This is a genomic window from Dyella flagellata (assembly GCF_030160275.1).
Classification (GTDB): domain Bacteria; phylum Pseudomonadota; class Gammaproteobacteria; order Xanthomonadales; family Rhodanobacteraceae; genus Dyella_B; species Dyella_B flagellata.
Genome location: NZ_BSOA01000012.1, coordinates 65,810 through 90,001 on the forward strand (window position 1 = coordinate 65,810; position 24,192 = coordinate 90,001).

Consider the following 24,192-nt stretch of genomic DNA (forward strand, 5'->3'; position numbering starts at 1 on the left):
GGAGTTGTTCGCACTGCAAGCAGCGAGTACACCCGATGCCATTGCCGTGGTATCCGGCGACCGCGGCTTGAGTTACCGCGAACTGGAGCAGCACGCCAATCAGCTCGCCCATCATCTGCGCAGCATGGGTGTGCAGCCGGACACGTTAGTTGGCCTGTGCGTGGAGCGCTCGCCGGAGCTGCTGATCGCCACGCTCGGCATCCTCAAGGCGGGCGGCGCCTATCTGCCGCTGGATCCGGATTACCCGGCCGAGCGCTTGCTGCACATGCTGGATGAAGGCAAGGGGCCGGTGTTGATCGCACAGGCTTCGCTACGCGACCGCCTGCCACAGCACAGCGGCCGTGTGATGTGGCTGGAAGACCAAGCCGCGGCTATTGCGCAATATCCAACCTCGGCACCGGAAGTCGCGCTGCAGCCGGAACATCTGGCTTATGTGATGTACACCTCCGGTTCCACCGGTGTACCCAAGGGTATCGCCGTCACGCATCGCAACGTGGCCGAACTGGCGCTGGACCGGCGTTGGCGCAACGATAGCCAGCAACGCGTGCTGTTGCACTCGCCGCAGGCCTTCGACGCTTCTACCTACGAAATCTGGGCGCCACTGCTGAACGGTGGCCAGATCGTAGTAGCGCCGCCGGGACGGACGGATATCCACGCCTTGGCGCAGGCCATCGCCGAGCATCACGTCACCGGCCTGTGGATGACCGCCGGCCTGTTCCATCTGATGATCGACGAGTGCATCGACGGGTTTGCCGGCTTGCGGCAAGTGATCGCCGGTGGTGATGTGTTGTCGGCTGCACATATCCGGCGCTTGCTTGAACAGCATCCGCAGCTGCGCGTAATCAACGGTTACGGCCCGACCGAAACCACCACCTTCGCCACCAACCACGCGATGCAAGCACCCCCAACGGCTGGCGTGCCGATCGGTGCGCCGCTGGACAACATGCAGGTATACGTATTGGACGAAGCCCTGCGGCCGGTGCCGGCAGGCGTGCCCGGCGAGTTGTATATCGCCGGCAGCGGACTGGCGCGCGGCTACTTGCGTCGCGCAGCGCTCAGCGCCGAGCGCTTTGTCGCCAACCCGTTCGGCCCGCCCGGCAGCCGCATGTACCGCAGCAGCGACGTGGTGCGCTGGCGTGGCGACGGCGTGTTGATGTTCGAAGGCCGCAGCGATCACCAAGTGAAGATCCGCGGTTTCCGCATCGAACTGGGCGAAATCGAAGCGGCACTGTGCCGTCAGCCACATGTGCAACAGGCTGCGGTGATCGCACGGCAGGACCAGGCGCAGCACAAACAACTGGTCGCCTATGTGGTCGCCCATCAGCATGGCCGGCTGGATACCGACGCGTTGCGCCATGCCTTGGCGGCCATGCTGCCCGACTACATGGTGCCGACCGCGGTCATGCAGCTGGAACAACTACCGTTGACCGTCAACGGCAAGCTCGATCGCAAGGCCTTGCCCGCGCCCGACTTTGCATCGACGAGCACACGCGCACCGCAGAACGAACGCGAAGCCCTGCTGTGCCGCTTGTTCGCCGAGGTGCTCGGCGTGGCCGAGGTGGGCGCCGACGACAACTTCTTCAGCCTGGGCGGGGACAGCATCGGCGCGATCCAACTGGTGAGCCGCGCCCGCAAGGCCGGCTTGCAGATGAACGTCAGCGATGTATTCCAGCATCAGTCGGTGCATCTGCTGGCCGCGGTGGTGACACCGTTGCGCGAGGATGCCGATACGGAAGCGCACGCTGCCTGCGGCGACTTGCCAGCCACGCCGGTGATGCACTGGCTGTTCGATCAGCATGGTCCGCTGGACGCTTTCCACCAATCGATGGTGTTGCCGATGCCGGCCTTGTCGCACGCCGACACGGTGACTGCCGTGCAGGCATTGCTCGACTGCCACGATGTCTTGCGCCTGCGCGTCATGGACCAGCGCCAGTTGCATATCGGCGAACCAGGCAGCGTAACGGCAGATACGCTGGTACACAGCGTAAGCCTGCGCGGCCTGGCACCGCCGGCACGCGAGGCATGCATACGCGAACACGCATTGGCCGCGCGCAATCGCCTGAGCTTGCGCGAAGGGCGGCTGCTGCAAGTGGTCAGCTTCGACGACGAAGAGCAATCGCAGCTGTTTGTGCTAATCCATCACCTGGTGGTCGATGGCGTGTCGTGGCGCATCCTGCTGCCCGACCTGCAGACCGCTTGCGAGGCGGTGGCGGCTGGGCGCGCGATTGAACTGGAGCCGCCGGCCACCTCATTCCGGCACTGGGCACTCGAGCTGCACGATGCTGCGGCGGAGCGACGCAACGAACTATCGTTGTGGGAGTCGATGTTCGACGGTGACGATCCACGGCTCGGCCGCCGGCCGCTCGATCCGGCACGCGACACCTTCGGCACGCTGCGCAACCTGCTCGTTCGCCTGGACCCGCAAACCACGCAATGCCTGCTGACCGTCGCACCGCAGCGCATCCGCGGCCAGGTCAACGACGTGCTGCTGACGGCTTTTGCGATGGCCCTGATCGACTGGCGCAAGCGTCAAGGCATGGGCCATGCGCAAAGCGTGCGCTTCGACCTGGAAGGCCATGGCCGGGAAGCCGTCGTTGCCGGGGCGGATCTCTCGCGCACGGTCGGCTGGTTCACCAGCATGTTCCCGCTGCAGCTGGATCTGGCCGAGCTGGATCCCGCCGCGGCCATGCACGACGACGAGGTGATGGAACGTGTGCTCAAGGCGGTCAAGGAACAGTTGCGCCGCCTGCCCGACCACGGCATCGGCCATGGCCTGCTGCGCCATCTCGATCCGGTCGGGCGTGCGGCGCTGACCCCGTATCCGGCCCGCCAGATCGGCTTCAACTACCTGGGCCGTTTCGCCGCCGCGCAGGGTGCAGTTGGCGATGCCAGCCATTTCGGCGGCGGCGCGGATGACGCACAAGCGCTGGCACACGTATTGGATTTGAGTTCGCTAACCGAAGACAGCCCCGACGGCCCGCAGCTGTGTGCCAATTGGATCTGGGCCGGCGAGCTGCTGCACGAAGACGCCGTGCGCGCACTGGCCGAGAGCTGGTTCACCGCACTTCGCCGCGTTGCCGCCTATGCCCTGGCTTCCGACGGCACCGCCATGACGCCTTCCGACGTGCCGATGGTCGCGTTGGATCAAAACGACATCGAATTCCTGGAGTCGCTTTATGCAGAACCAGAAAATTGAAGACATCCTGCCGTTGTCGCCACTGCAGCAAGGCTTTCTGTTCCATGCCTTGTACGACACGCAGGTGCAGGACAGCTATGTCGTGCAGATGGCGTTCGAGCTTACCGGTCCACTACAAGCGGACACGTTGCGGGCGGCCACGGACGCCCTGCTGCGGCGTCATGCCAACCTGCGTGCGGCGTTTGCGCATCGTCAGGTGAAGGAGCCGGTGCAGCTGATCCTCAATGAGGTGGAGCTGCCATGGCAGGAGATCGAGCTTGCCGCCATGCCGGAAGACGAGCGCGAAGCGGCTTATCAGCGCATCCTGCACGACGACCAGCAGCAGCGCTTCGACATGAGCAAGGCACCGCTGCTGCGCTTCATCCTGGTGCGGCTGGGCGAGCGCCGCCATCGGCTGATCTTCACCCATCACCATATCCTGCTCGACGGCTGGTCGATGCCGATCTTCCTGCAGGAACTGTTTACGCTGTATCGCAACGGCAGCCATTACGAGCAGCTGCCGCGCGTCGCCGCCTACAAGGACTACCTGCGCTGGATGCATGCGCGCGACCGGCAAGCCGCACAAGCAGCATGGAAACGCGTGTTCGAAGGCTTCGGCGAACCTGTACGCCTCGCTACCCAGGCCGGCACCGACGCGGTAGAGCCAGCCAGCTTCCAATACAACTTGCCGGAACAGCTCAGTGCAAACCTAACCCAGCTGGCGCGCACGACCGGTGTGACGCCCAACACGGTGGTGCAGGCGGCATGGGGCATCCTGCTAGCGCATTACACCCGGCGTGACGACGTGGTGTTCGGCAATACGGTATCCGGCCGTCCGGCGGACCTACCCGGCGTGGAACACATGCTGGGCCTGTTCATCAACACCTTGCCGGTACGCCTGCGCTGCCGCGCGGGCGATACGCTGCATAGCCTGTTGATGCAGCTGCATCAGCAACAAGCGGCGCTGCTCGATTATCAGTACCTGGGCCTGACCGAGTTGCAGCAGCTGATCGGCGCACCCGAACTGTTCGACACCCTGGTCACGTTCGAGAATTACCCGATCAATCCGGCCGGCGCGCACGCCGCCGGCAGTGGTGACAGCAGCTTGCATAGCCGCATGCACAGCCACTGGGGCGGCAACGTTTCGCATTACCCGCTAGGCCTGGTGATCGCGCCCGGCAGCTGCCTGCATTTGAATTTCAGCTATCGCCCGGATGTATTCGCGGCCGACGACGTGCGGCGCCTCGCGACCCGCTATCAGCGCATCCTGCAGGCCTTTGTCGACGACCTGCAGCAACCCGTGAGCAGTATCGATCTGCTCGATGCCAGCGAACGCCAACTGCTGATGAAAGACTGGAATGACACGGCACAGGCGTTCACTGCCGCCACCCTGCCCGACCTGTTCGAGCAGCAGGTGGCGCGCTCGCCCGAAGCCGTCGCAGCCATCGAAGCTGGATGCCAGCTGAGCTTTGCTCAATTGAACGAACGCGCCAATCGCCTTGCGCATATGCTTCGGGCGGCGCAGGTCGGCCCGGAGTGCCTGGTGGCGATCGCGCTGCCGCACGGCATGGATCTGCTGGTGTCCCTGCTTGCCGTACTCAAGGCCGGTGCGGCTTACCTGCCGTTGGATGTACAGCATCCGGCCGAGCGCATCGCGATGATGCTGGACGACGCGCAGCCGTCGTTGGTGCTGACACGCGGCGATGTCGCTTGTGATCTGCCCGATACGCTTGCGACCTGGCAGCTCGATAGCGCCTACGTCGTCGATGGCATGGCGCAATGCCGCGCCGGCAATCTCACCGATGCCGATCGCCTGCAGCCGTTGAACCTGCAGCATCCGGCCTATGTGATCTATACCTCCGGCTCCACCGGCAAACCCAAGGGCGTGCTGATCGCGCATCGCTCTGCCGCCAATTACTTTGCCTGGTGCAACCACGCCTATTACGGCACGGGCGATGGCGGCTCGCCGACCACCCTATCGGCCACCTTCGATGGCAGTGTCACCGTACTGTTCGGTCCGCTGCTCGCCGGGCAGGCCGTCACACTGGTGCCGGCCGGTGGCGACTTTTCCGCCTGGTCGACGCAGCGTGCCGAGCCGCATGCGCTGATCAAGCTGACCCCGGCGCACCTGAAACTGCTCAACAACAATCTGCCGATCGATGCGTCCTCGCCTACGCAGGCGCTATTGCTCGGTGGCGAAGCATTGGTGCCCGGCGATCTCGCCTACTGGCAGGAACATCATTCACACGTCCGCATCATCAACGAATACGGCCCTACTGAAGCTACCGTGGGCTGCTGCACGCATGAAGTAAGCGAAGACATGCGCAGCGCCACCGGCGTGCCGATTGGCCGCCCGATCTGGAATACCCAGCTCTACGTACTCGACGATACGCTGCAGCCGGTTCCGGTAGGCATGCCCGGCGAGCTTTATATCGCCGGCGAAGGTCTCGCGCGCGGCTACCTGCGCCGCCCCTCGCTCAGCGCGGAACGTTTCGTCGCCAATCCGTTTGCGACGGGCGAGCGCATGTACCGCAGCGGCGACCTGGCGCGCTGGCGCAGCGACGGAAGGCTGGATTACCTGGGGCGCATCGACCAGCAGGTGAAGATCCGCGGTTATCGCATCGAGCTAGGTGAAATCGAAGCCGTGTTGGCGCAGCTGGGGCATGCGCACAACGCGGTGATCGTGCGTGAAGACCAGGCAGATCAAAAGCATCTGGTGGCCTATCTCGTCGGCGACAGCGTGGATGCCGGAGCTTTGCGTGCGCAACTGGCCGAGCGCTTGCCCGACTATATGGTGCCGGCTGCCTTTGTTTGCCTGCATGCGCTGCCGTTGACCCCGAATGGCAAGCTCGATCGCAAGGCACTGCCGACACCCGATTTTGCATCCGCCAAGCAAAGCCGTGAGCCGCGCAATCCACGCGAGACCTGGCTGTGCCAACTCTATGCCCAGGTATTGGGCGTCAAGCGGATCGGCATCGACGACAGTTTCTTCGCCCTCGGCGGGAACTCGCTGCTGGCGATTCGCCTGATCGGGCAGATCCGTGCGCGCCTGAAGATCGAGTTGTCGATCCGCACGCTATTCGATGCGCCGAGCGTGGCGGAACTGGCCACGCAACTGGACCCGGATCGCGTGCGGCGCCCGCCATTACGCAAGCAGCGTCGCCCCGAACAGTTACCGCTTTCGCACGCGCAGCGGCGGTTGTGGTTCCTGCAGCAACTGGAAGGGCCCAACGCCAACTACAACATCCCGTTGACCTTGCGCCTGGTTGGCGCACTGGATGTCGAGGCGCTGCGCCAGGCGCTGAACGACCTGCTGCAGCGCCATGAAAGCTTGCGCACGATTTTCCCGGCCGGCGAAACACCGGTGCAGCACATCCTGGCGCAAGCAGAGCTGGCGCTGGAGCTGCACGATGCTGAAGAGTCGACGCTGCTCGAACAGATCAACGCGGCGGTCGCGCATAAGTTCGATCTGACCACGGACATTCCTCTGCGCGCCACGCTGTTCCGGCTGCCGCCCACGGGGCAAGCCGCTGAACACGTATTGCTGTTGCTGCTGCATCACATCGCCGGCGACGGTGCATCGCTGGCGCCACTCGCGCGTGATCTGTCGCAGGCATACACCGCGCGCCTGCAAGGCGCTGCGCCGGAGTGGCAGCCACTGGCCGTGCAATACGCCGATTACAGCCTGTGGCAGCAACGCCTGCTTGGCGAAGAGGCCGACCCGAACAGCCTGATCGCCAGCCAGCACGGCTATTGGCGGCAAACGCTGGCCGACCTGCCGGAGCAGATCACCCTGCCCGCCGATCGCCCGCGCCCGGCCGTCGCCAGCTATCGCGGCAAGCACCTGCGCTTCGACATCGACCGTGACGTGCATCGCCAATGCCTGGCCTTGGCCAAACAGCATGACGCCACCTTGTTCATGGTGCTGCACGCCGCCCTGGCCGCCCTGTTGACCCGGCTTGGCGCCGGCCACGACATCGTCATCGGCAGCCCGATCGCCGGACGCGTCGATGCGGCGCTGGAAAACCTGGTCGGCCTGTTCCTCAATACCCTGGTGCTGCGCGTGGATACCGCCGGCAACCCCAGTTGCGAAAACTTGCTGGCGCGCGCCCGGCAAGTAGACCTGGCCGCCTACGAACACCAGGACCTGCCGTTCGAACAGCTGGTGGACGTGCTCAACCCGGTGCGTTCGATGGCGCATCACCCCTTGTTCCAGGTGATGCTGGCCCTGCAGAACATGTCGCGCGCGCAACTGAATTTGCCCGGCCTGGAGTGCCGCCGGCAGGCGTTCGACATGCCGGTGGCCAAGTTCGACCTGAGTTTCGACCTCAGCGAACAACACGACGAGCACGACGAACCGGCCGGCTTGGTCGGCCACCTGGAATACGCCACCGATCTGTTCGACGAGGCGACGGCGCAGGCTATCGCGCAACGCTTTGTACGCGCACTGAGCGCCATGGCCGCGAATGTTTCCCAGCGCATCGGCGAGCTTCCGCTGCTGGATGCGGTCGAACGCGAATATCTGCTGACGGCATGGAACCCGGCGACGGAAGACGTGTCGCCCAATACATTGCACGCATGGTTTGAGCGGCAGGCAGCGGCTCGCACAGAGGCCGTTGCCGTGGTGTGCGAAGCTGCGCAGCTGACCTACACGCAATTGAATGAACGAGCCAATCGCCTCGCGCACGAGCTGATCGCACGCGGGGTGCAAGTCGAAGACCGCGTTGCTATCGCGTTGCCGCGCTCGCTGGACCTGGTGGTAGCGGTGCTGGCCGTATTGAAGGCCGGCGCTACGTATCTGCCGCTCGATCCGGATTATCCGCTTGAGCGGCTGACCTATATGCTCGACGACGCCAAGCCGGTGCAACTGATCACGCTGGGCACGCTGCCTGCGCTGCGCGCCGACACACCCGTGATTGCGCTCGATGCGATCGACCTGTCCGCTCGCCCGGCCAGCAACCCGGCCACGCAGGCCAAGCCTGATCACAGCGCCTATGTGATCTACACCTCCGGCTCCACCGGTAAACCCAAGGGCGTACTGGTCTCGCACCAGAACGTGGTGAGCCTGTTCGGCAGTTGCGAAGCGGATTTCGGCTTCTATGCCGATGACGCATGGACGCTGTTCCACTCTTATGCGTTCGATTTTTCGGTGTGGGAAATCTGGGGCGCGCTGCTGTACGGCGGCAAGCTGGTGGTGGTGCCACATGCCGTGTCGCGCTCCTCCTCAGACTTCCTGGCCTTGCTGGTGGAACAGCGCGTCACTGTACTGAACCAGACGCCCTCGGCGTTCTATCAGTTGGTCCAGGCCGATGCCGAGCAGCCGGAGCTGGGTCGCGAACTGGCCTTGCGCTACGTGGTTTTTGGCGGCGAGGCGCTGGACCTGCGGCGCCTCAAGGATTGGTACGCGCGGCACGAAGATCGGTCACCCCGCCTGATCAACATGTATGGCATTACCGAAACCACCGTGCATGCCAGCTACATGCCGCTGGATCGCGCGATGGCCGACGCGGCCGCTGGCAGCCTGATCGGTCGCGCCACACCGGACCTGCGACTGTATGTGCTGGACAATACCCTGCAGCCCGCACCAGTCGGCGTGTCAGGTGAGCTATATGTATCCGGCGCCGGCTTGGCTCGCGGCTATCTGCATCGCGCTGGCCTGACCGCCTCACGCTTTGTCGCCAACCCGTTCGAACCCGGTGCGCGCATGTACCGTTCCGGCGATCTGGCGCGCTGGCGTGCCGATGGCGTGCTGGATTTCCTCGGCCGCGCCGACGAGCAGGTCAAGATCCGCGGCTTCCGCATCGAACTGGGCGAAATCGAAGCTGCACTTTCCGCCTTGCCGGAAGTAGCGCAGGCCCGCGTGATCGTGCGCGAGGACCGACCCGGCTTGAAGCAACTGGTCGGCTACGTCGTCGCCAGCGAAGCTGGCGTGCCGGACAGCGCCGGCATGCGCCAGCGATTGGGCGAGCGCCTGCCCGACTACATGGTGCCGGTGGCGATCGTCACGGTGGCGGCGATTCCGCTGACCAGCAACGGCAAGCTCGATCGCCGTGCCCTGCCCGCGCCGGACTTCGCGCCGAGCAGCGCGCGCGGTCCGCGCAATGCGAAGGAAGGCGCGCTGTGCGCCGCCTTTGCCGAAGTGCTTGGCCTGTCGCAAGTGGCGATCGACGACAGCTTCTTCTCGCTGGGCGGCGACAGCATCAGCTCGATCCAGCTGGTGGCCTGTGTACGCAAGCATGGCCTGGCCATTTCGGCCCGTGATGTGTTCCAGCACCAGACCGTCGCCGCGCTCGCACAAGTTGCCGATACGCCGCGCGCAGCCGACAGCGTGGTGATCGAAGCCGCGCATGGCGAACTGCCGGCAACGCCGATCATGCATTGGCTGCTGGACCAGCCTGGCCCGCTCGACTGCAACCATCAGGCCCTGCTGCTGCAAGTACCTGCATTGCAGGAGGAGCATCTGCTTGCCGCCGTGCAAGCTTTGCTCGATCGCCATGACACGCTGCGCATGCGTCCGCTGGCCGACAGGCGGCTGCATGTCAGCGAAGCGGGCGGTATCGATGCGGCGCAGCTGGTGCAGCGCGTGGACATCAAGCGATTGCCGCAACTACGGCGCATCAGCCGCATGCGCGAGCATACGCGTGCGGCGCGCGACCGGCTGGACCTTGCCGCCGGCCGCCTGATCCAGGTGGTGTGGTTCGATGCGGGCGCGAAGTCGCGCCTGTTGCTGATGATCCATCACCTGGCCGTGGACGGCATTTCCTGGCGCATCCTGCTGCCTGATTTGCAGGCGGCCTACCAGGCTGCATCGCGTGGCGCGCCCATGCTGCTCGATCCGGTTTCCACTTCGTTCCGCCACTGGGCGCTGCAGATGCCTCAGGCGGCCGCACAACGTCGCAACGAACTACCGCTGTGGCAGTCGATGCATGAAGGCGAAGAGCCGCTGCTCGGCGCGCGGCCGCTCGACCCGGCACGCGACACCATCGACACGCAACGCAGCCTTGGCCTGCAGTTGGATACGAAGGTGACGCAATGCCTGCTGACACGTGCGCCGGAACGCATCGGCGGACGCATCAATGACGTGCTGTTGACCGCCTTCGCCCTGGCCGTGATCGAATGGCGCACGCAGCGTGGCATCAGCACTCACTCGCGCGTGCGTTTCGACCTGGAAGGACACGGTCGCGAAGCGATCGTCGAGGGCGCGGATCTGGCGCGCACGATAGGCTGGTTCACCAGCCTCTTCCCAGTACAGCTGGACCTGGGCGATGCACAGGACGCACCAGCATGGGAACGCGCGATGAAGCGCGTGAAAGAGCAGCTCCACAGCCTGCCCGATCAGGGCATCGGCTATGGCCTGTTGCGCTATCTGGACGATCAGGGCCGCGCTACTCTTGGCCAGCAGCACACCCCGCAGCTTGCCTTCAATTACCTGGGCCGCTTCAGTGCGGCCGGCACACAGGACTGGGGGGTTGCCGCCGAAGCGGCGCTCACCGCTGTCGGCGACCATTCGGCACGCCCGCTTTTGCACGTGCTGGAGGTCAATGCCATTACCGAGGACGGCCCGGAAGGCCCGCGCCTGAGCGCCACCTGGAACTGGGCCGACCAGTTGCTGGATGAAGCGGAAGTGCGCAGCCTGGCGGAAACCTGGTTCGCCGTGCTTACGCGCATCGCCCATGAAACCAGCCAGCGCGAGGGCACGCTGCTCACGCCGGCCGACCTGCCGTTGGTGACATTGAACCAGGCACAAATCGAGCAGATCGAAGCACAACAGCCGCCATTGCAGGACATCCTGCCGCTGTCGCCGTTGCAACATGGGTTCCTGTTCCATGCGCTGTACGACCGGCAGGCGCGGGACAATTACGTGCAGCAGCTGGTATTCACCTTCGAAGGCGCACTGGATGCGTCTGCGTTGCGGACTGCCGCTGAAGCCTTGCTGGCACGCCACGCAAATCTACGCGCCGCTTTCGTGTACGAGGGCCTGGAACAGCCGGTGCAGGTGATTCCGCGTTCGGTGGCACTACCGTGGCGCGAGCTGAGCCTGGATGCCCAGGGGCTGGCCATGTGGCTGGATGAAGATCAGCGGCGCCGCTTCGATTGCGCAGCGCCACCGTTGCTACGTTTTGCCCTGCTGCACGAAGGATCGGACAAGCACCACCTGGTGTTTACCCACCACCATATCCTGCTCGACGGCTGGTCGATGCCGATCCTGTTGCAGGAGCTGTTCGAGCTGTATCGCCATCGCGGCGATGGCCGGCAGCTGCCACCGGTTACGCCGTATCGCGACTTCCTGCGCTGGCTGACGTCACGTGACAGGAGCGCCGCACAGGCAGCGTGGCGCGAAGCGCTGGATGGCCTGGAAGAGCCGTGCCGCATTGCCCATGCGCCGGCCGCGGCGGTTGCGTCGAAGGTGCTGCGTGAAAGCCTGCCGGCGGATTTGAGCGCCAAGCTGATGCAACAGGCCAAGCGTCTGGGCGTTACGCTCAATACGTTGGCGCAGGCCGCCTGGGCGATCCTGCTTGCACGCCTGAGCGGCCAGGATGACGTGGTATTCGGCATCACCCTGTCCGATCGCCCGGCGGAGCTGGCCGGTAGCGCGCAGATGGTGGGCCTGTTCATCAACACCTTGCCGCTGCGCCTGCGCCTGGATGCTTCCGAATCGATCGGCGCGCTGCTGCAGCGCCTGCAGCGGCAGCAAGCCGACCTGCTTGAACACGCCTGCCTGAGCCTGAGCGAGATCCAGCGCCTGTCCGGCCACGGCGAGCTATTCGATACCGTAATGGTGTTCGAGAACTACCCGGTCGATGCGCAGATGGTCGAGGCGCAAGGCGCGGCGATGCGCATCGGTTTTCATAGTCACCACGGCGGCGACAGCACGCACTATCCGCTGGGCCTGCTGGTGGCGCCCGGCGAACGGATCAAGCTGGGTTTCAGCTATCGCCCCGATATCTATGACGAGGTCGACATCCGGCAATTCGCAGCCGGCTATGCACGTATCCTGGAAGCGCTGGTGGAACAGCCGGAACGGATGGTGGGCCGCATCGACGTTCTGGAAGACTCGTTGCGCCAACAACTGCTGCACGACTGGAACGCAACGGCGGCCAACGTGCCCGACCTTACTCTCACCCGCCTGCTGGAGCAGCGCGTTGCGCAGGCGGCCGACGCGATTGCCGCTATCTGCGAGACACGCGCGCTCAGCTATGCGGACCTCAACGAGGAGGCCAATCGGCTGGCGCATGAACTGATTGCACGCGGCATTGGCCCGGAAGCCATCGTCGCCGTCGCCCTGCCCCGTTCGCTGGAAAGCGTGGTCGCCCTGCTTGCCGTACTCAAGGCCGGCGCCGCCTATTTGCCGCTGGATCTCAATCATCCCCACGCGCGCCTGCGCAGCATGCTGGACGATGCGCGACCGGCCGCGCTGATCGCCCATGCCGCGATCGCCGCCGAGCTGGGCCAAAGTGACATCGTCATCGCCCTCGACGCCCCCACTCTGCAACAAGCCTTGCTGCAGGCATCCTCGCACGACCCGCGCGATGAGGAACGCCGCCGGCCCTTGCAGACCATGCATCCGGCCTATCTGATCTACACCTCCGGCTCCACCGGCAAGCCGAAGGGCGTGCTGGTCGCGCATCGCCAGATCGTGCATTCCACCCTGGCGCGCGAGGCTTTCTACCCACGCGTGGAAAGCCTGCTGTTGCTGCCGTCGCTCGCCTTCGACGCATCGCTGGGTGCAATTTTGCACACGCTGGCTACGGGTGGAACGCTGGTGCTGCCCGCGCCGGGACTGGAGCGCGATCCGCATGCGCTGGCGACGCTGGTCGAGCAGCACCGTATCGAAGCCTGGCTGAGCGGTCCGGCACTGTATCGCAGCGCGCTGGAAGGCGCCGACACACGCTTGCGCCCGCTCAAGCGCGTAGTGCTGGGTGGCGAACCGATTCCGGCGGGCTTGTTGGAACGGCATGCGGCACTGGGCCTGGAAGCCACCATCTACAACGAATACGGTCCGACCGAAGCCACCGTCTGGTCCACGGTTGCTGAGCTGCCGCGCGGCGCTGCTGGTGGCAGCAACAGTATTGGCAGGCCTATCGCCAACACGCGAGTGTACGTACTCGACAACGCGTTGCAGCCGGTGTGGATCGGCGCGGTCGGTGAACTCTATCTCGCCGGCGAAGGCGTGGCGCGCGGCTATCTGCAGCGCGCTGCACTTACGGCTGACCGATTCGTCGCCAACCCGTTCGAGCCGGGCGCACGCATGTATCGTACCGGTGACGTGGTGCGCTACCGGCGCGACGGGCAACTTGAGTATCTCGGCCGCAGCGACCAGCAGGTGAAGATCCGCGGTCATCGCATCGAACCGGGCGAGATCGAAGCACGCTTGCTGGCACATGCCTGGGTGCGCGAGGCCGCAGTGATCGTGCGCGAAGACATGCCGGGCCACAAACGCCTGGTGGCCTACCTGGCCATGGCATCTTCGGCCGATTCCAGCGAACTGCTTGCAGGCCTGCGCGAGCAACTGGCCGGCGGCCTGCCCGACTACATGCTGCCATCCGCCTACGTGGTGCTTGCTGCCTTGCCACACAGCGTAAATGGCAAGCTCGACCGCAAGGCGCTGCCGGTACCTGCCGATGACGCACTGCTACGTGAGCAATACACCGCGGCACAGGGCGAGATCGAGCAGAGCGTAGCCACGGTATGGCAGGAAGTGCTCGGCCTGGCACAAGTTGGCCGCTTCGACAACTTCTTTGCCCTGGGCGGCGATTCGCTGCTGGCCATGCAGGTGATGGAGCGCCTGCGACGCCAGGGACTGGATGTGGAAGTGCGCGCCCTGTTTGCCGCCTCCAACCTGGCCGAACTGGCGGCAAGCTTGGGCGGGCATGGCGACGTGGCCGTGCCCGCCAACCTGATCACGCCCGATACGCGCCGTATCACGCCCGACATGCTGCCGCTGATCGACCTGGAACAGGCGGACATCGATCGATTGGTGGCGAAGATTCCCGGCGGGGTCGCCAACATCCAGGACGTTTACGCGCTGTCGCCGCTGCAGGACGGCATTCTGTTCCATCATCGCCTGAGCAGCGCAGGCGACACGTATCTGTCGATGTCGCAACTGGCCTTTAGCGGGCGCGGCGTGATGGACCGCTATCTGGATGCGATCCAGCAAGTGGTGGATCGCCATGACATCCTGCGTACGGCTTTCGTGTGGGAGGGCTTGAGCACACCCGCGCAAGTCGTGCTGCGTCGCGCCCGCCTGAAGATCACCGAAGCCAAGGTCGAGGCAGGTACGGCGGCCGAGTATCTCTCCGAGCGCTTCGATCCGGCCGTCTATCGCATCGACCTCACCCAGGCGCCGCTGCTGCAGTTTGCCATTGCTGAAGAACCGGATGGCCGCTGCGTGTTGCTGACGATGATGCATCACCTGCTTGGCGACCATTCCACCGTGGCGGCGATTAGTGCCGAGGTCCAGGCCATTGTCGAAGGAAGCGGCGACACACTGGGTGCGCCACAGCCATTCCGCAACCTGGTGGCGCAGGCGCGGCTCGGCATCAGCCAGGAAGAGCACACCCGTTTCTTCCGCGACATGCTCGCTGATATCGACGCATCCACCACGCCCTTCGGCTTGACTGACGTGCATCGCGACGGTAGCCGCATGGACGAGGCACGCATCAGCCTGCTGCCGTCCTTGAACGATCGCTTGCGCACCCAGGCCCGTCGCTTGGGCGTGAGCGTGGCCAGTCTGTGCCATGTCGCCTGGGGTCAGGTGGTGGCGCTTACCAGCAGTCGCGAGCAAGTGGTGTTCGGCACTGTTTTGTTCGGCCGCATGCATGCCGGCCAGGATGCCGACCGCGCCATGGGTGTATTCATCAACACCTTGCCGCTGCGCCTGGACATGGACCAGACGCCGGTCGAAGCCAGCGTAAAACAGGCGCATGCGCGCCTGGCCGGCCTGCTGCGCCATGAGCATGCGTCGCTGGCGCTGGCGCAACGCTGCAGTGGCGTCGCCGCGCCGGCGCCGTTGTTCAGCGCGCTGCTCAACTATCGCCACAACACCGCGCAGGAGCACACCAATCAAGCGCCGGAAGATATCGAACGCTTGGGCGGCGTAGATCGCAGCAATTACCCGCTGGCGCTGTCGGTGGATGACGATGGCCGTTCGCTCGGGGTAACTGTGCAAGCGCTGCAGCCGGTCGACGCACGGCTTGTTTGCGGCTATATGCAACAAGTGCTGGAACAGCTGGTGCAAGCACTGGAAACGGCGCCGCAGAAACCGGTACGCGAACTCGCCATATTGACGCCAGCGGAGCGTCAACAAGTGCTGCATGAGTGGAACGCCTCGGCACACGCCGTGCCTGCGGCAACGCTACCGGACCTGTTCGAGCAGCGTGTCGCGGCAACGCCCGATGCAATCGCCGTGGTGTTTGGCGACAGCCAGCTCACCTATCGGGAACTGGACCAGCATGCCAATCGCGTTGCACATCACCTGCAGGCCCTGGGCGTAGGTCCGGATGTCCTGGTCGCCTTGTGCGTGTCCCGTTCGCTGGACCTGATCGTCGCCATGCTCGGCATCTTCAAGGCGGGCGCGGCCTACCTGCCGCTGGACCCCGCGCACCCCACCGAACGCCTGGCGCATGTTCTAGGCGAGAGCATGGCGCCGGTGCTGCTCACCGAATCGGCGCTGCTGGACTATCTGCCAACTCACTGGGGCAGCCTGGTGCTGCTGGATGAAGAGGCCGATGTGCTGGCTGACTATCCGGCAGAGGCGCCGGCACGCGCTCTGCAACCGGATCATCTGGCCTATGTGATGTACACCTCCGGTTCCACCGGCCTGCCCAAGGGCGTGGCGGTGACACATCGCGGCGTGCCGAGCCTGCTGTCCAGCCAGACGCACCACTTAGGTATGCACGGTGCGTCACGCGTGTTGCAGTTTGCCTCGGCCAGTTTTGACGCGGCATTCTGGGAAGTATGCATGTCGCTGCTGTCCGGCGCGCAACTGGTGCTGGCGCCAGCCGAGCAACTGATGCCCGGCGGCGGCTTGATCGAGCTGATCGCCAAACACGCCATCACGCACGCCACACTGCCACCAGCCGCTCTGGCTGTGCTGCCGGAACAAAGCCTGCCCGAAGGCATGCACCTGGTGGTGGCAGGCGAAGCTTGTGCACCGGCGCTCGTGGAGCGCTGGTCGTCGCGGCTGCGGATGTTCAACGCCTATGGTCCGACCGAGACCACCGTGTGCGCCACGATCAGTGAACCATTGCAGGGCACACAGCAACCGCCGATCGGCCGGCCAATCCACAACGCCGGCGTGTACGTGCTGGATGCCCGTCTTCGTCCGGTGCCGCCTGGCGTGCCGGGTGAATTGTACGTATCAGGGCCCGGCCTGGCGCGCGGCTATCTTCATCGCGCACCGCTCAGCGCCGAACGTTTTGTCGCCAATCCCTATGGCGCGCCGGGCAGCCGCATGTATCGCACTGGCGACCTCGCCTGCTGGAGCCATGACGGCCAACTCGATTTCGCCGGGCGCGCCGACAAGCAGGTGAAGCTGCGCGGCTTCCGCATCGAGCTGGAAGAAATCGAAACCGTGCTGATGCGCCTTCCGTCGCTACGGCAAGCCAGCGTGATCGTGCGCGAGGACCAGCCTGGTCATGCGCAACTGGTGGCCTACGTAGTGGCCGACGGCGAGCAGGCTGTCGATACGGCAGCGCTGCGCAAGGCCGTCGCCGAGCAATTGCCCGAGTACATGCTGCCGGCCGCCTTCGTGGTGCTGCCAGCGCTGCCCGTCACGCCTAATGGCAAGCTCGACCGCAAGGCCCTGCCCGCGCCGGATTTCGGCAGCGAACAAGGACGCGCGCCGCGCACGCCACGAGAGGCCGCGCTATGCGAACTGTTCGCCGAAGTGCTGGGCGTGGAGCGCCTCGGCATCGACGACAGCTTCTTCGAACTGGGTGGCCATTCACTGCTCGCCACGCAACTGGTGAGCCGCATTCGCGCGCGCCTGGGCGTCGATGTGCCGATTCGCCTGCTGTTCGACATGCCCACGGTGGCGGCGCTGGCGGAACACCTGCCGGCCACCTCCAGCGCGCGTCCGCCGTTGCAGCCGATGCCGCGTCCAGAGCGCTTGCCACTGTCCTTCGCGCAGCGCCGCTTGTGGTTCCTGCACCAGTTCGAAGGACCGAACGCGGTCTACAACATACCGCTGGCCTTGCGCCTGCACGGCGAACTGGACACCGACGCCTTGCAGGCCGCGCTCAACGATCTGGTCGAGCGCCATGAAAGCCTGCGCACCGTGTTCCCGGCCTCGGACGTGCCTTACCAGCAAGTGCTCAAGCACGCGCGCATCCATGGCGAGCCGGCCGATATCGACGAAGGCGAACTGCCTGGCGTGCTGGCTGGTGCCTTGGCGCGACCTTTCGACCTGGCGAATGAGATACCGTTGCGTGCGCAATTGCTCCGCCTGGGCGCGCAGGAGCACGTCCTAGTCCTGGTGCTGGACCACATCGCCGGCGACGGTGCTTCGCTGAAGCCGCTGGCGCGCGACCTGGCGCAAGCCTATGCCGCACGCGTTGAAAAACGTGTGCCAGCTTGGGCGCCGCTGCCGGTGCAGTACGCCGACTACACGTTGTGGCAGCAACACGTTCTGGGCGAGGAAAGCGACCCGGACAGCATGATTTCGCGCCAGCTGCGTTATTGGTGCGAAACGCTGGCGGATCTGCCCGATCAGCTCGATCTGGTCACTGATCGACCACGCCCCGCGGTTCCCACCTATCGCGGGCGAAATCTCAGCTTCACCCTGGACGCCGAACTGCACCGCCAATTGCTGGCACTGACGAAGGCGCATGACGCGACGCTCTTCATGCTGCTGCAGGCTGCGCTCGCCAGCTTGCTCAGCCGCCACGGCGCCGGGACCGACATCCCGATCGGCAGCCTGATCGCCGGCCGCACGGATGCAGCGCTGGATGACCTGGTCGGTTTCTTCCTCAATACGCTGGTGCTGCGCACCGACGTGTCCGGCAATCCGCGCTTCGAAGAACTGCTGGTACGCGTACGCCGCACGGATCTTGCCGCCTACGAACACCAGGAGCTGCCGTTCGAGCAACTGGTGGATGTGCTCAACCCGCCACGCTCGTCTTCGCGCCATCCGCTGTTCCAGGTGATGCTGCTGATGCAGAACAATGCCACGGCCACGCTGGAACTCCCGGGCGTCCGTTGCAGCATGCAGCCGTTCGAACTGGATATGGCGAAGTTCGACCTGAGCCTCAACGTGACCGAGCGATATGCCCAGGACGGCGAGGTGGATGGCATCCAGCTCGACCTGATGTATGCCAGCGATCTGTTCGAGCAGGCCACGGCCATGCAACTGGGGCAGCGGCTCGTGCGCTTGTTGACGGCGGTTGCGACCAACCCCGCCGTACGCATCGGCGAATTGCCATTGCTGGACAGCGACGAACAGCGGCAGCTCGTGCACGATTGGAATGCCACGGAGCATGGCGTGCCCGACACCACAGTGCCTGCGTTGTTCGCGCAGCAAGTCGCACGGACACCTGGCGCCATCGCCGCCGTCTTCGAAGACCAGACGCTCAGCTATGCCGAACTCGATGGGCGCGCCAATCGGCTTGCCCATCAGCTGGTCGCAGCCGGTGCGGAACCGGAAAGCATCGTAGCCATTGCCCTGCCCCGTTCGCTCGAACTGGTCGTCGCCTTGCTGGCCGTGCTGAAGGCCGGAGCCGCGTACCTGCCGCTGGACACGGACTATCCCGCCGAACGCCTGGCTTTCATGCTGGAGGATGCCTCGCCCGTATTGCTGATTACACGTAGCGATATCGACGTGCCGGGTGCTGATGTGACACGGATGGACCTGGATGCGACAGCCATGCAAGCGACGCTGGCGAATGCACCCGCGCACAGTCCGGCAGTAACGATGCATCCGCAGCATCCGGCCTACGTCATCTATACCTCCGGCTCCACCGGCAAACCCAAGGGCGCGCCCAACACCCACGCCGGCCTGGTCAATCGCCTGGCCTGGATGCAAGACGCGTACGCGCTGCAGGCCGACGACGCGGTGCTGCAGAAAACCCCCTTCAGCTTCGACGTATCGGTATGGGAGTTCTTCTGGCCGCTGCTGTACGGCGCACGCCTGGTACTAGCCAAACCGGGTGGCCACCGCGATCCGGCCTACCTGGCCGGGTTGATCCAGCAACAAGGGGTGACGACGCTGCACTTCGTGCCGTCGATGCTGGAAGCCTTCGTGCAGGAGCCAGCCAGCTCGCAGTGCCACAGCGTACGTCGCGTGATCTGCAGTGGTGAAGCCCTTATCGGCGCCTTGCGCGAGCGCTGGCAGCAGACACTGGATCGACCGCTGCACAATCTGTATGGCCCGACCGAAGCCGCCATCGACGTGACCGCCTGGGCCTGCCGGGACGAAACCGCCGGCCAGTCGGTGCCGATCGGCGCACCGATCTGGAACACGCAAACCTATGTCCTGGACGACCGCTTGCAACCAACGCCGATCGGCGTGCCGGGCGAGCTGTATCTGGCTGGTACCGGCCTGGCGCGTGGCTATCTGCATCGCACGGGACTTACTGCCGAGCGCTTCGTCGCCAATCCATTCTTGCCGGGCACTCGCATGTACCGCACCGGCGACCGCGTACGTTGGCGCGCGGACGGCCAGTTGGAATACCTGGGCCGTACCGATCATCAGGTGAAGCTGCGCGGCCTGCGCATCGAACTGGGCGAGATCGAGGCGGCCATCGCACAGGCGGGTTTGACTCAAAACGTGGTGGTAGCGCGGGCCGATCACACCGGCCAGCTGCAATTGGTGGCTTACGTCACGGCGGACGCCGTGGCTGCGGCATCGCTGCGTGCCAAACTGGCTGAGCGTTTGCCCGACTACATGCTGCCGGCTGCCGTGGTCGCCCTTGATGCGCTGCCGCTCAATCCGAACGGCAAGCTCGATCGCAAGGCATTGCCGGCACCACACTTCTCTCCCGCTACGCAACGCGCGCCACGTACGCCGGAAGAATCCGTGCTGGCCGAACTGTTTGCCGAAGCACTCGGCGTGGAAGGCGTCGGCATCGACGACAACTTCTTCGAACTCGGTGGCCATTCGCTGCTGGCGATCCGCCTGGTCGCGCGCATTCGTTCGATGATGCAGAACGATATGCCGATCCAGGCCTTGTTCGAAGCACCAACCGTCGCTGCACTGGCAGCTCGTTTTACCGATCCGGAACAGCGGCCGTCCTTGCTGCCGCTGCGCTCCACCGGCGAGCAGCCGCCACTCTTTTGTGTGCCGCCTGGCGGCAACCTCGCCTGGACTTATGCTGGCCTGATCAGCCATATCGATGCCGACTGCCCGGTCTACGGCTTGCACGCACCGGATCTGCAAGATGCCGACGGCCGGGACGCCAGCCTGGACGAAGTTATCGACCGGCATGTCGCGGATATGCGCGAAGTGCAAGCGAAGGGTCCTTATCGCCTGATGGGCTGGTCGCTGGGAGGATTGATCGCGCACATGATCGCCACACGCCTGCAGGCGGCCGGCGAAGAGGTAAGCCTGCTGGCGATGATCGATGCGTATCCGCGCGGCGTGGAGCACCTCGATACGCAGCCGGATCATGCACAACACGCGGAACTGCAGCGGCTTGGGCAGACCGTGTTCAAGGAGGTTCTCGCCAGCTTCGGCATCGAGTCCTTGCCGGTGGCGCAGGCGGATGAAGATCCGCGGCATGTGCTCGAAACCCTGCGGGCCGAAGGAAAACTTTCCGCCAACGACATGCAGACGATCACGCGCATGCTGCAATCGTTCCGCCGCGGCGAGTCCCTGGCACGCGCATTCAAGCCCGACCGCTTCCATGGCGACATCGTGTTCTTCCGCGCCACCGAAGTAATCGAAGCGCTCAAGACGCCACCGGTCAGCGTGTGGTCGCAACACGTCGCCGGCCGCCTCGACATCCATGACATTCCCACCAACCACTTCAACATGCTCAACCAGGAATTCCGCGTGCCGATCGGCCGTGTGTTGAGCCAGAAGCTGAACATCGACGCAAGCCTGGAGACTGCATGAACGCCCCCGAGATGATCGAGCCCGTGTTCCTCGCCAGCGACACCAAGCTGGAACCGCTGGTGTTTCGCTGGTACGCCTGGAGCCACCTGATTTCGCCGCTGCAGCAGGCCTTGAACCTGGCCTTCCGCCAATTGCCGATGCTGAAGTCCTTCATCGCCAATCCCGCTGTGCATGAGGCAGCGTCGAAAAACCCCAAGATGCTGGGCGGCAATTTCCTGGAGTTGAGCAAGAGCGATGTGCCGGGCGTACGCGAACTTTTGCAGGACATCACCCAGCGCGGCACCCACTTGCTCGGCTTTGCCGACGATTTCATCCAGCTCGACCGCCAGGTGCAGAAGACCGAGACTGGCTTCAGCCTGGACCACCTGTACGACAAGCTGCCCGTTTCGCTGGCCGGCCTGGTGGAGGTGACCTACGATCCGAACAACCATGTATCGCTGCGCCTGCTGGAAGAGCTGGCCTATGAGGACGAGGCGTTCAAACGGCCCGCGCAGGAATTGGCTTTCAGCAAGACCCGCGATACCTCGCGCAACTTTTTTCTCAACACCCCGCGGCTGCCGTCGGATGAACGGATGATCGTTCCGTCCCCGTTCGCCGATGAGCGCTTCGACCTGCTTGCGGCGAGCCGCATCAAGCCAGTCTGCTTCCAGCGCGTGGCCGAGGCCTTTGACGTGCATGACGACGCCGGCAAGGAACGGTTGCGCAGCTATTTCACCACCACGCCACCCGTGCGCAACGAACCGGATTACACCGGCGACGGCGTGCGTGTGCGCTATTTCGGGCATGCCTGCGTACTGGTGCAAAGCGCCGAGGTCAGCGTACTGGTCGATCCTTTCCTTACCTGGGATCGCGACGACGGCGAAGGCCGGCTGACCTTCCACGACCTGCCCGATCATATCGACTACGTCTTCCTGACCCACAACCACCAGGACCACTTCAGTATCGAAGTGCTGCTGCAGTTGCGTAACCGCGTCGGCGCGTTCCTGATTCCGCGCAACAACGCCACCAGCGTGGTCGATCCGTCGATGCGGCTGGTATTGCGCCAGCTCGGCCATCACAACGTGACGGTGATGGATCCGATGGATCGCGTGGCGCTGCCGGACGGCTGGATTGTCAGCCTGCCGTTCTATGGCGAGCACGCCGATCTCAATATCACCAGCAAGCATGGCATGTGCATCGAGCTGAAAGGCCGGCGACTGATGTTCCTGGCCGATTCGGACGGCAAGGACCGCGTGCTGTACCGCCGCCTCGTTCAGCGCCTGGGTAAGGTGGATCATCTGTTCATCGGCATGGAATGCGACGGCGCGCCGCTGACCTGGCTGTACAGCCCCTACCTGAGCAACCCCGTCAACCGCAAGGACGATGATTCGCGCCGGCTGTCCGGTTCCGACAGCGAGCACGCCTGGGCGATCGTGGAGGAGTTCGGTTGCCAGAACATCTATGTCTACGCGATGGGCCAGGAGCCGTGGATGCGCTTCGTCACCGGCCTGGAATATACGCCGCAAAGCAAGCAGATCGTCGAATCGGACAAGTTGCTCGAACGCTGCCGCGGCGCCGGGCTCGGCGCCGAACGGCTACGCGGATGCCGCACCATCACACTTTGACTTCATTCCACTCATCAACACGGAGTAACACCATGAGCAATCCCTTCGAAGACGCCAACGGCAGCTTCCTGGTCCTGGTCAACCACGAAAACCAGCACTCACTGTGGCCGGAATTCGCCGAGGTGCCGGCCGGCTGGAAAGTGGTGCACGGCCCTGGCCCGCGCCAGGAAGCGCTCGACTACGTCGAACAGAATTGGACCGACATGCGCCCGGCCAGCCTGGTGGCGATGGACGGCTGACCAGCATGAGACGAGGGCGAGCTTCGTCGCGATGCTCGCCCTCGGTGCCTGTGAACGTACTTGGCCGCCTTCCATCCCCATCTGGAATCATCAACGATGACTCGTCCAAACGAGGGGCCACTCAGCCCCGACCGCCGCATGCCGTACCTGATCGAGTCCGACGGCAACGCCGGCGCTATCGAAGACTATCTTGCCGCCCACCGCGGCAGCGTCATGCAGCGACTGACCGAACATGGCGCGGTGCTGTTTCGCGGCTTCGGCACGGCTAGCGCGGAAGCCTTCGGCACGTTCATCCAGGCACTGGGCATCGAACCGCTCGAATACGTGTATCGCTCCACGCCACGTACGCGCCAGGGCAAAGGCTTCTACACCGCCACCGAGTATCCCGCCGACCGCGAGATACCCATGCACAACGAAAACTCCTATCAACGCATCTGGCCACGCAAGCTGGCGTTCTGTTGCGTGAAGCCGGCAGAAGCCGGCGGCGCCACGCCGCTGGCAGACATGCTGGAGGTGCAGCGCCAGCTCGATCCCAGCATCGTCGAAAAATTCCAGCAGCTAGGAGTGCGTTACGACCGCGTATTCCACGGCAATATCGACCTGTCCTGGCAGGAGGTGTTCCAGACCGATCAGTTCACGGACGTCGAGGAGTTTTGCGCACTCAACGAAATCCAGTACGAATGGCTGGAAGACGACGTGCTGAAAACCTCGCAAATCAATCCGGGTGTGGTCCGTCACCCGGCGCGCCAGGAAAACTTCCTGTTCAACCAGGCCCACCTGTTCCACCCCTCCGCCCTGGGCGAGGAAACCTTGAACTTCATGCTGGATGCCTTCGGCCCGGACCTGTTGCCACGCAACGCCTACTATGGCAATGGTGAGGCCATCGAACCCGACACGCTGCAACAGATTCGCGCCGCTTTCGACGCGGCGGCCGTGGACATTCATTGGCAGGCAGGCGATATCGCGCTGATCGACAATATCCAGGTTGCGCACGGTCGTCGCACTTATTGCGGAGAGCGCAAACTGCTGGCCTCGCTATTGGAGTCGAACCAGACCCTGCCGCGCAGCGCCGCAGCCGGTGAGGCATTGGCGCAAGCGTAGGCTGGGATGCCAATCCCAGCT

The 24,192-nt window shown here is 64.4% G+C and carries 5 protein-coding genes (1 of these 5 running past the window's edge); all 5 read left to right on the forward strand.

The window, feature by feature from the left end; all coding sequences use genetic code 11:
* Nucleotides 1-3,196, forward strand: partial view of a non-ribosomal peptide synthase/polyketide synthase gene (locus QQJ96_RS06770; protein WP_284331210.1) — the end only. It extends 24,404 nt beyond the left edge of the window; the window shows 3,196 of its 27,600 coding nt (coding positions 24,405-27,600); its start codon lies beyond the left edge, outside the window; its stop codon occupies nucleotides 3,194-3,196.
* Nucleotides 3,177-21,227: a non-ribosomal peptide synthase/polyketide synthase gene (locus tag QQJ96_RS06775; RefSeq protein ID WP_284331211.1), complete on the forward strand. Its 18,051-nt coding sequence runs from the start codon at nucleotides 3,177-3,179 to the stop codon at nucleotides 21,225-21,227. Before QQJ96_RS06770 ends, QQJ96_RS06775 begins: the two co-directional genes overlap by 20 nt.
* Complete coding sequence (locus QQJ96_RS06780) at nucleotides 21,224-22,831, forward strand: MBL fold metallo-hydrolase (RefSeq protein WP_284331212.1); 1,608 nt, start codon at nucleotides 21,224-21,226, stop codon at nucleotides 22,829-22,831. Before QQJ96_RS06775 ends, QQJ96_RS06780 begins: the two co-directional genes overlap by 4 nt.
* 32 nt (nucleotides 22,832-22,863) lie before the next feature.
* Nucleotides 22,864-23,070, forward strand: coding sequence for an MbtH family protein (locus QQJ96_RS06785; RefSeq protein WP_284331213.1), 207 nt, complete (start codon nucleotides 22,864-22,866; stop codon nucleotides 23,068-23,070).
* A 96-nt stretch (nucleotides 23,071-23,166) separates the two neighbouring features.
* Nucleotides 23,167-24,171: a TauD/TfdA family dioxygenase gene (locus QQJ96_RS06790; protein WP_284331214.1), complete on the forward strand. Its 1,005-nt coding sequence runs from the start codon at nucleotides 23,167-23,169 to the stop codon at nucleotides 24,169-24,171.
* Nucleotides 24,172-24,192: the final 21 nt, after the last annotated feature.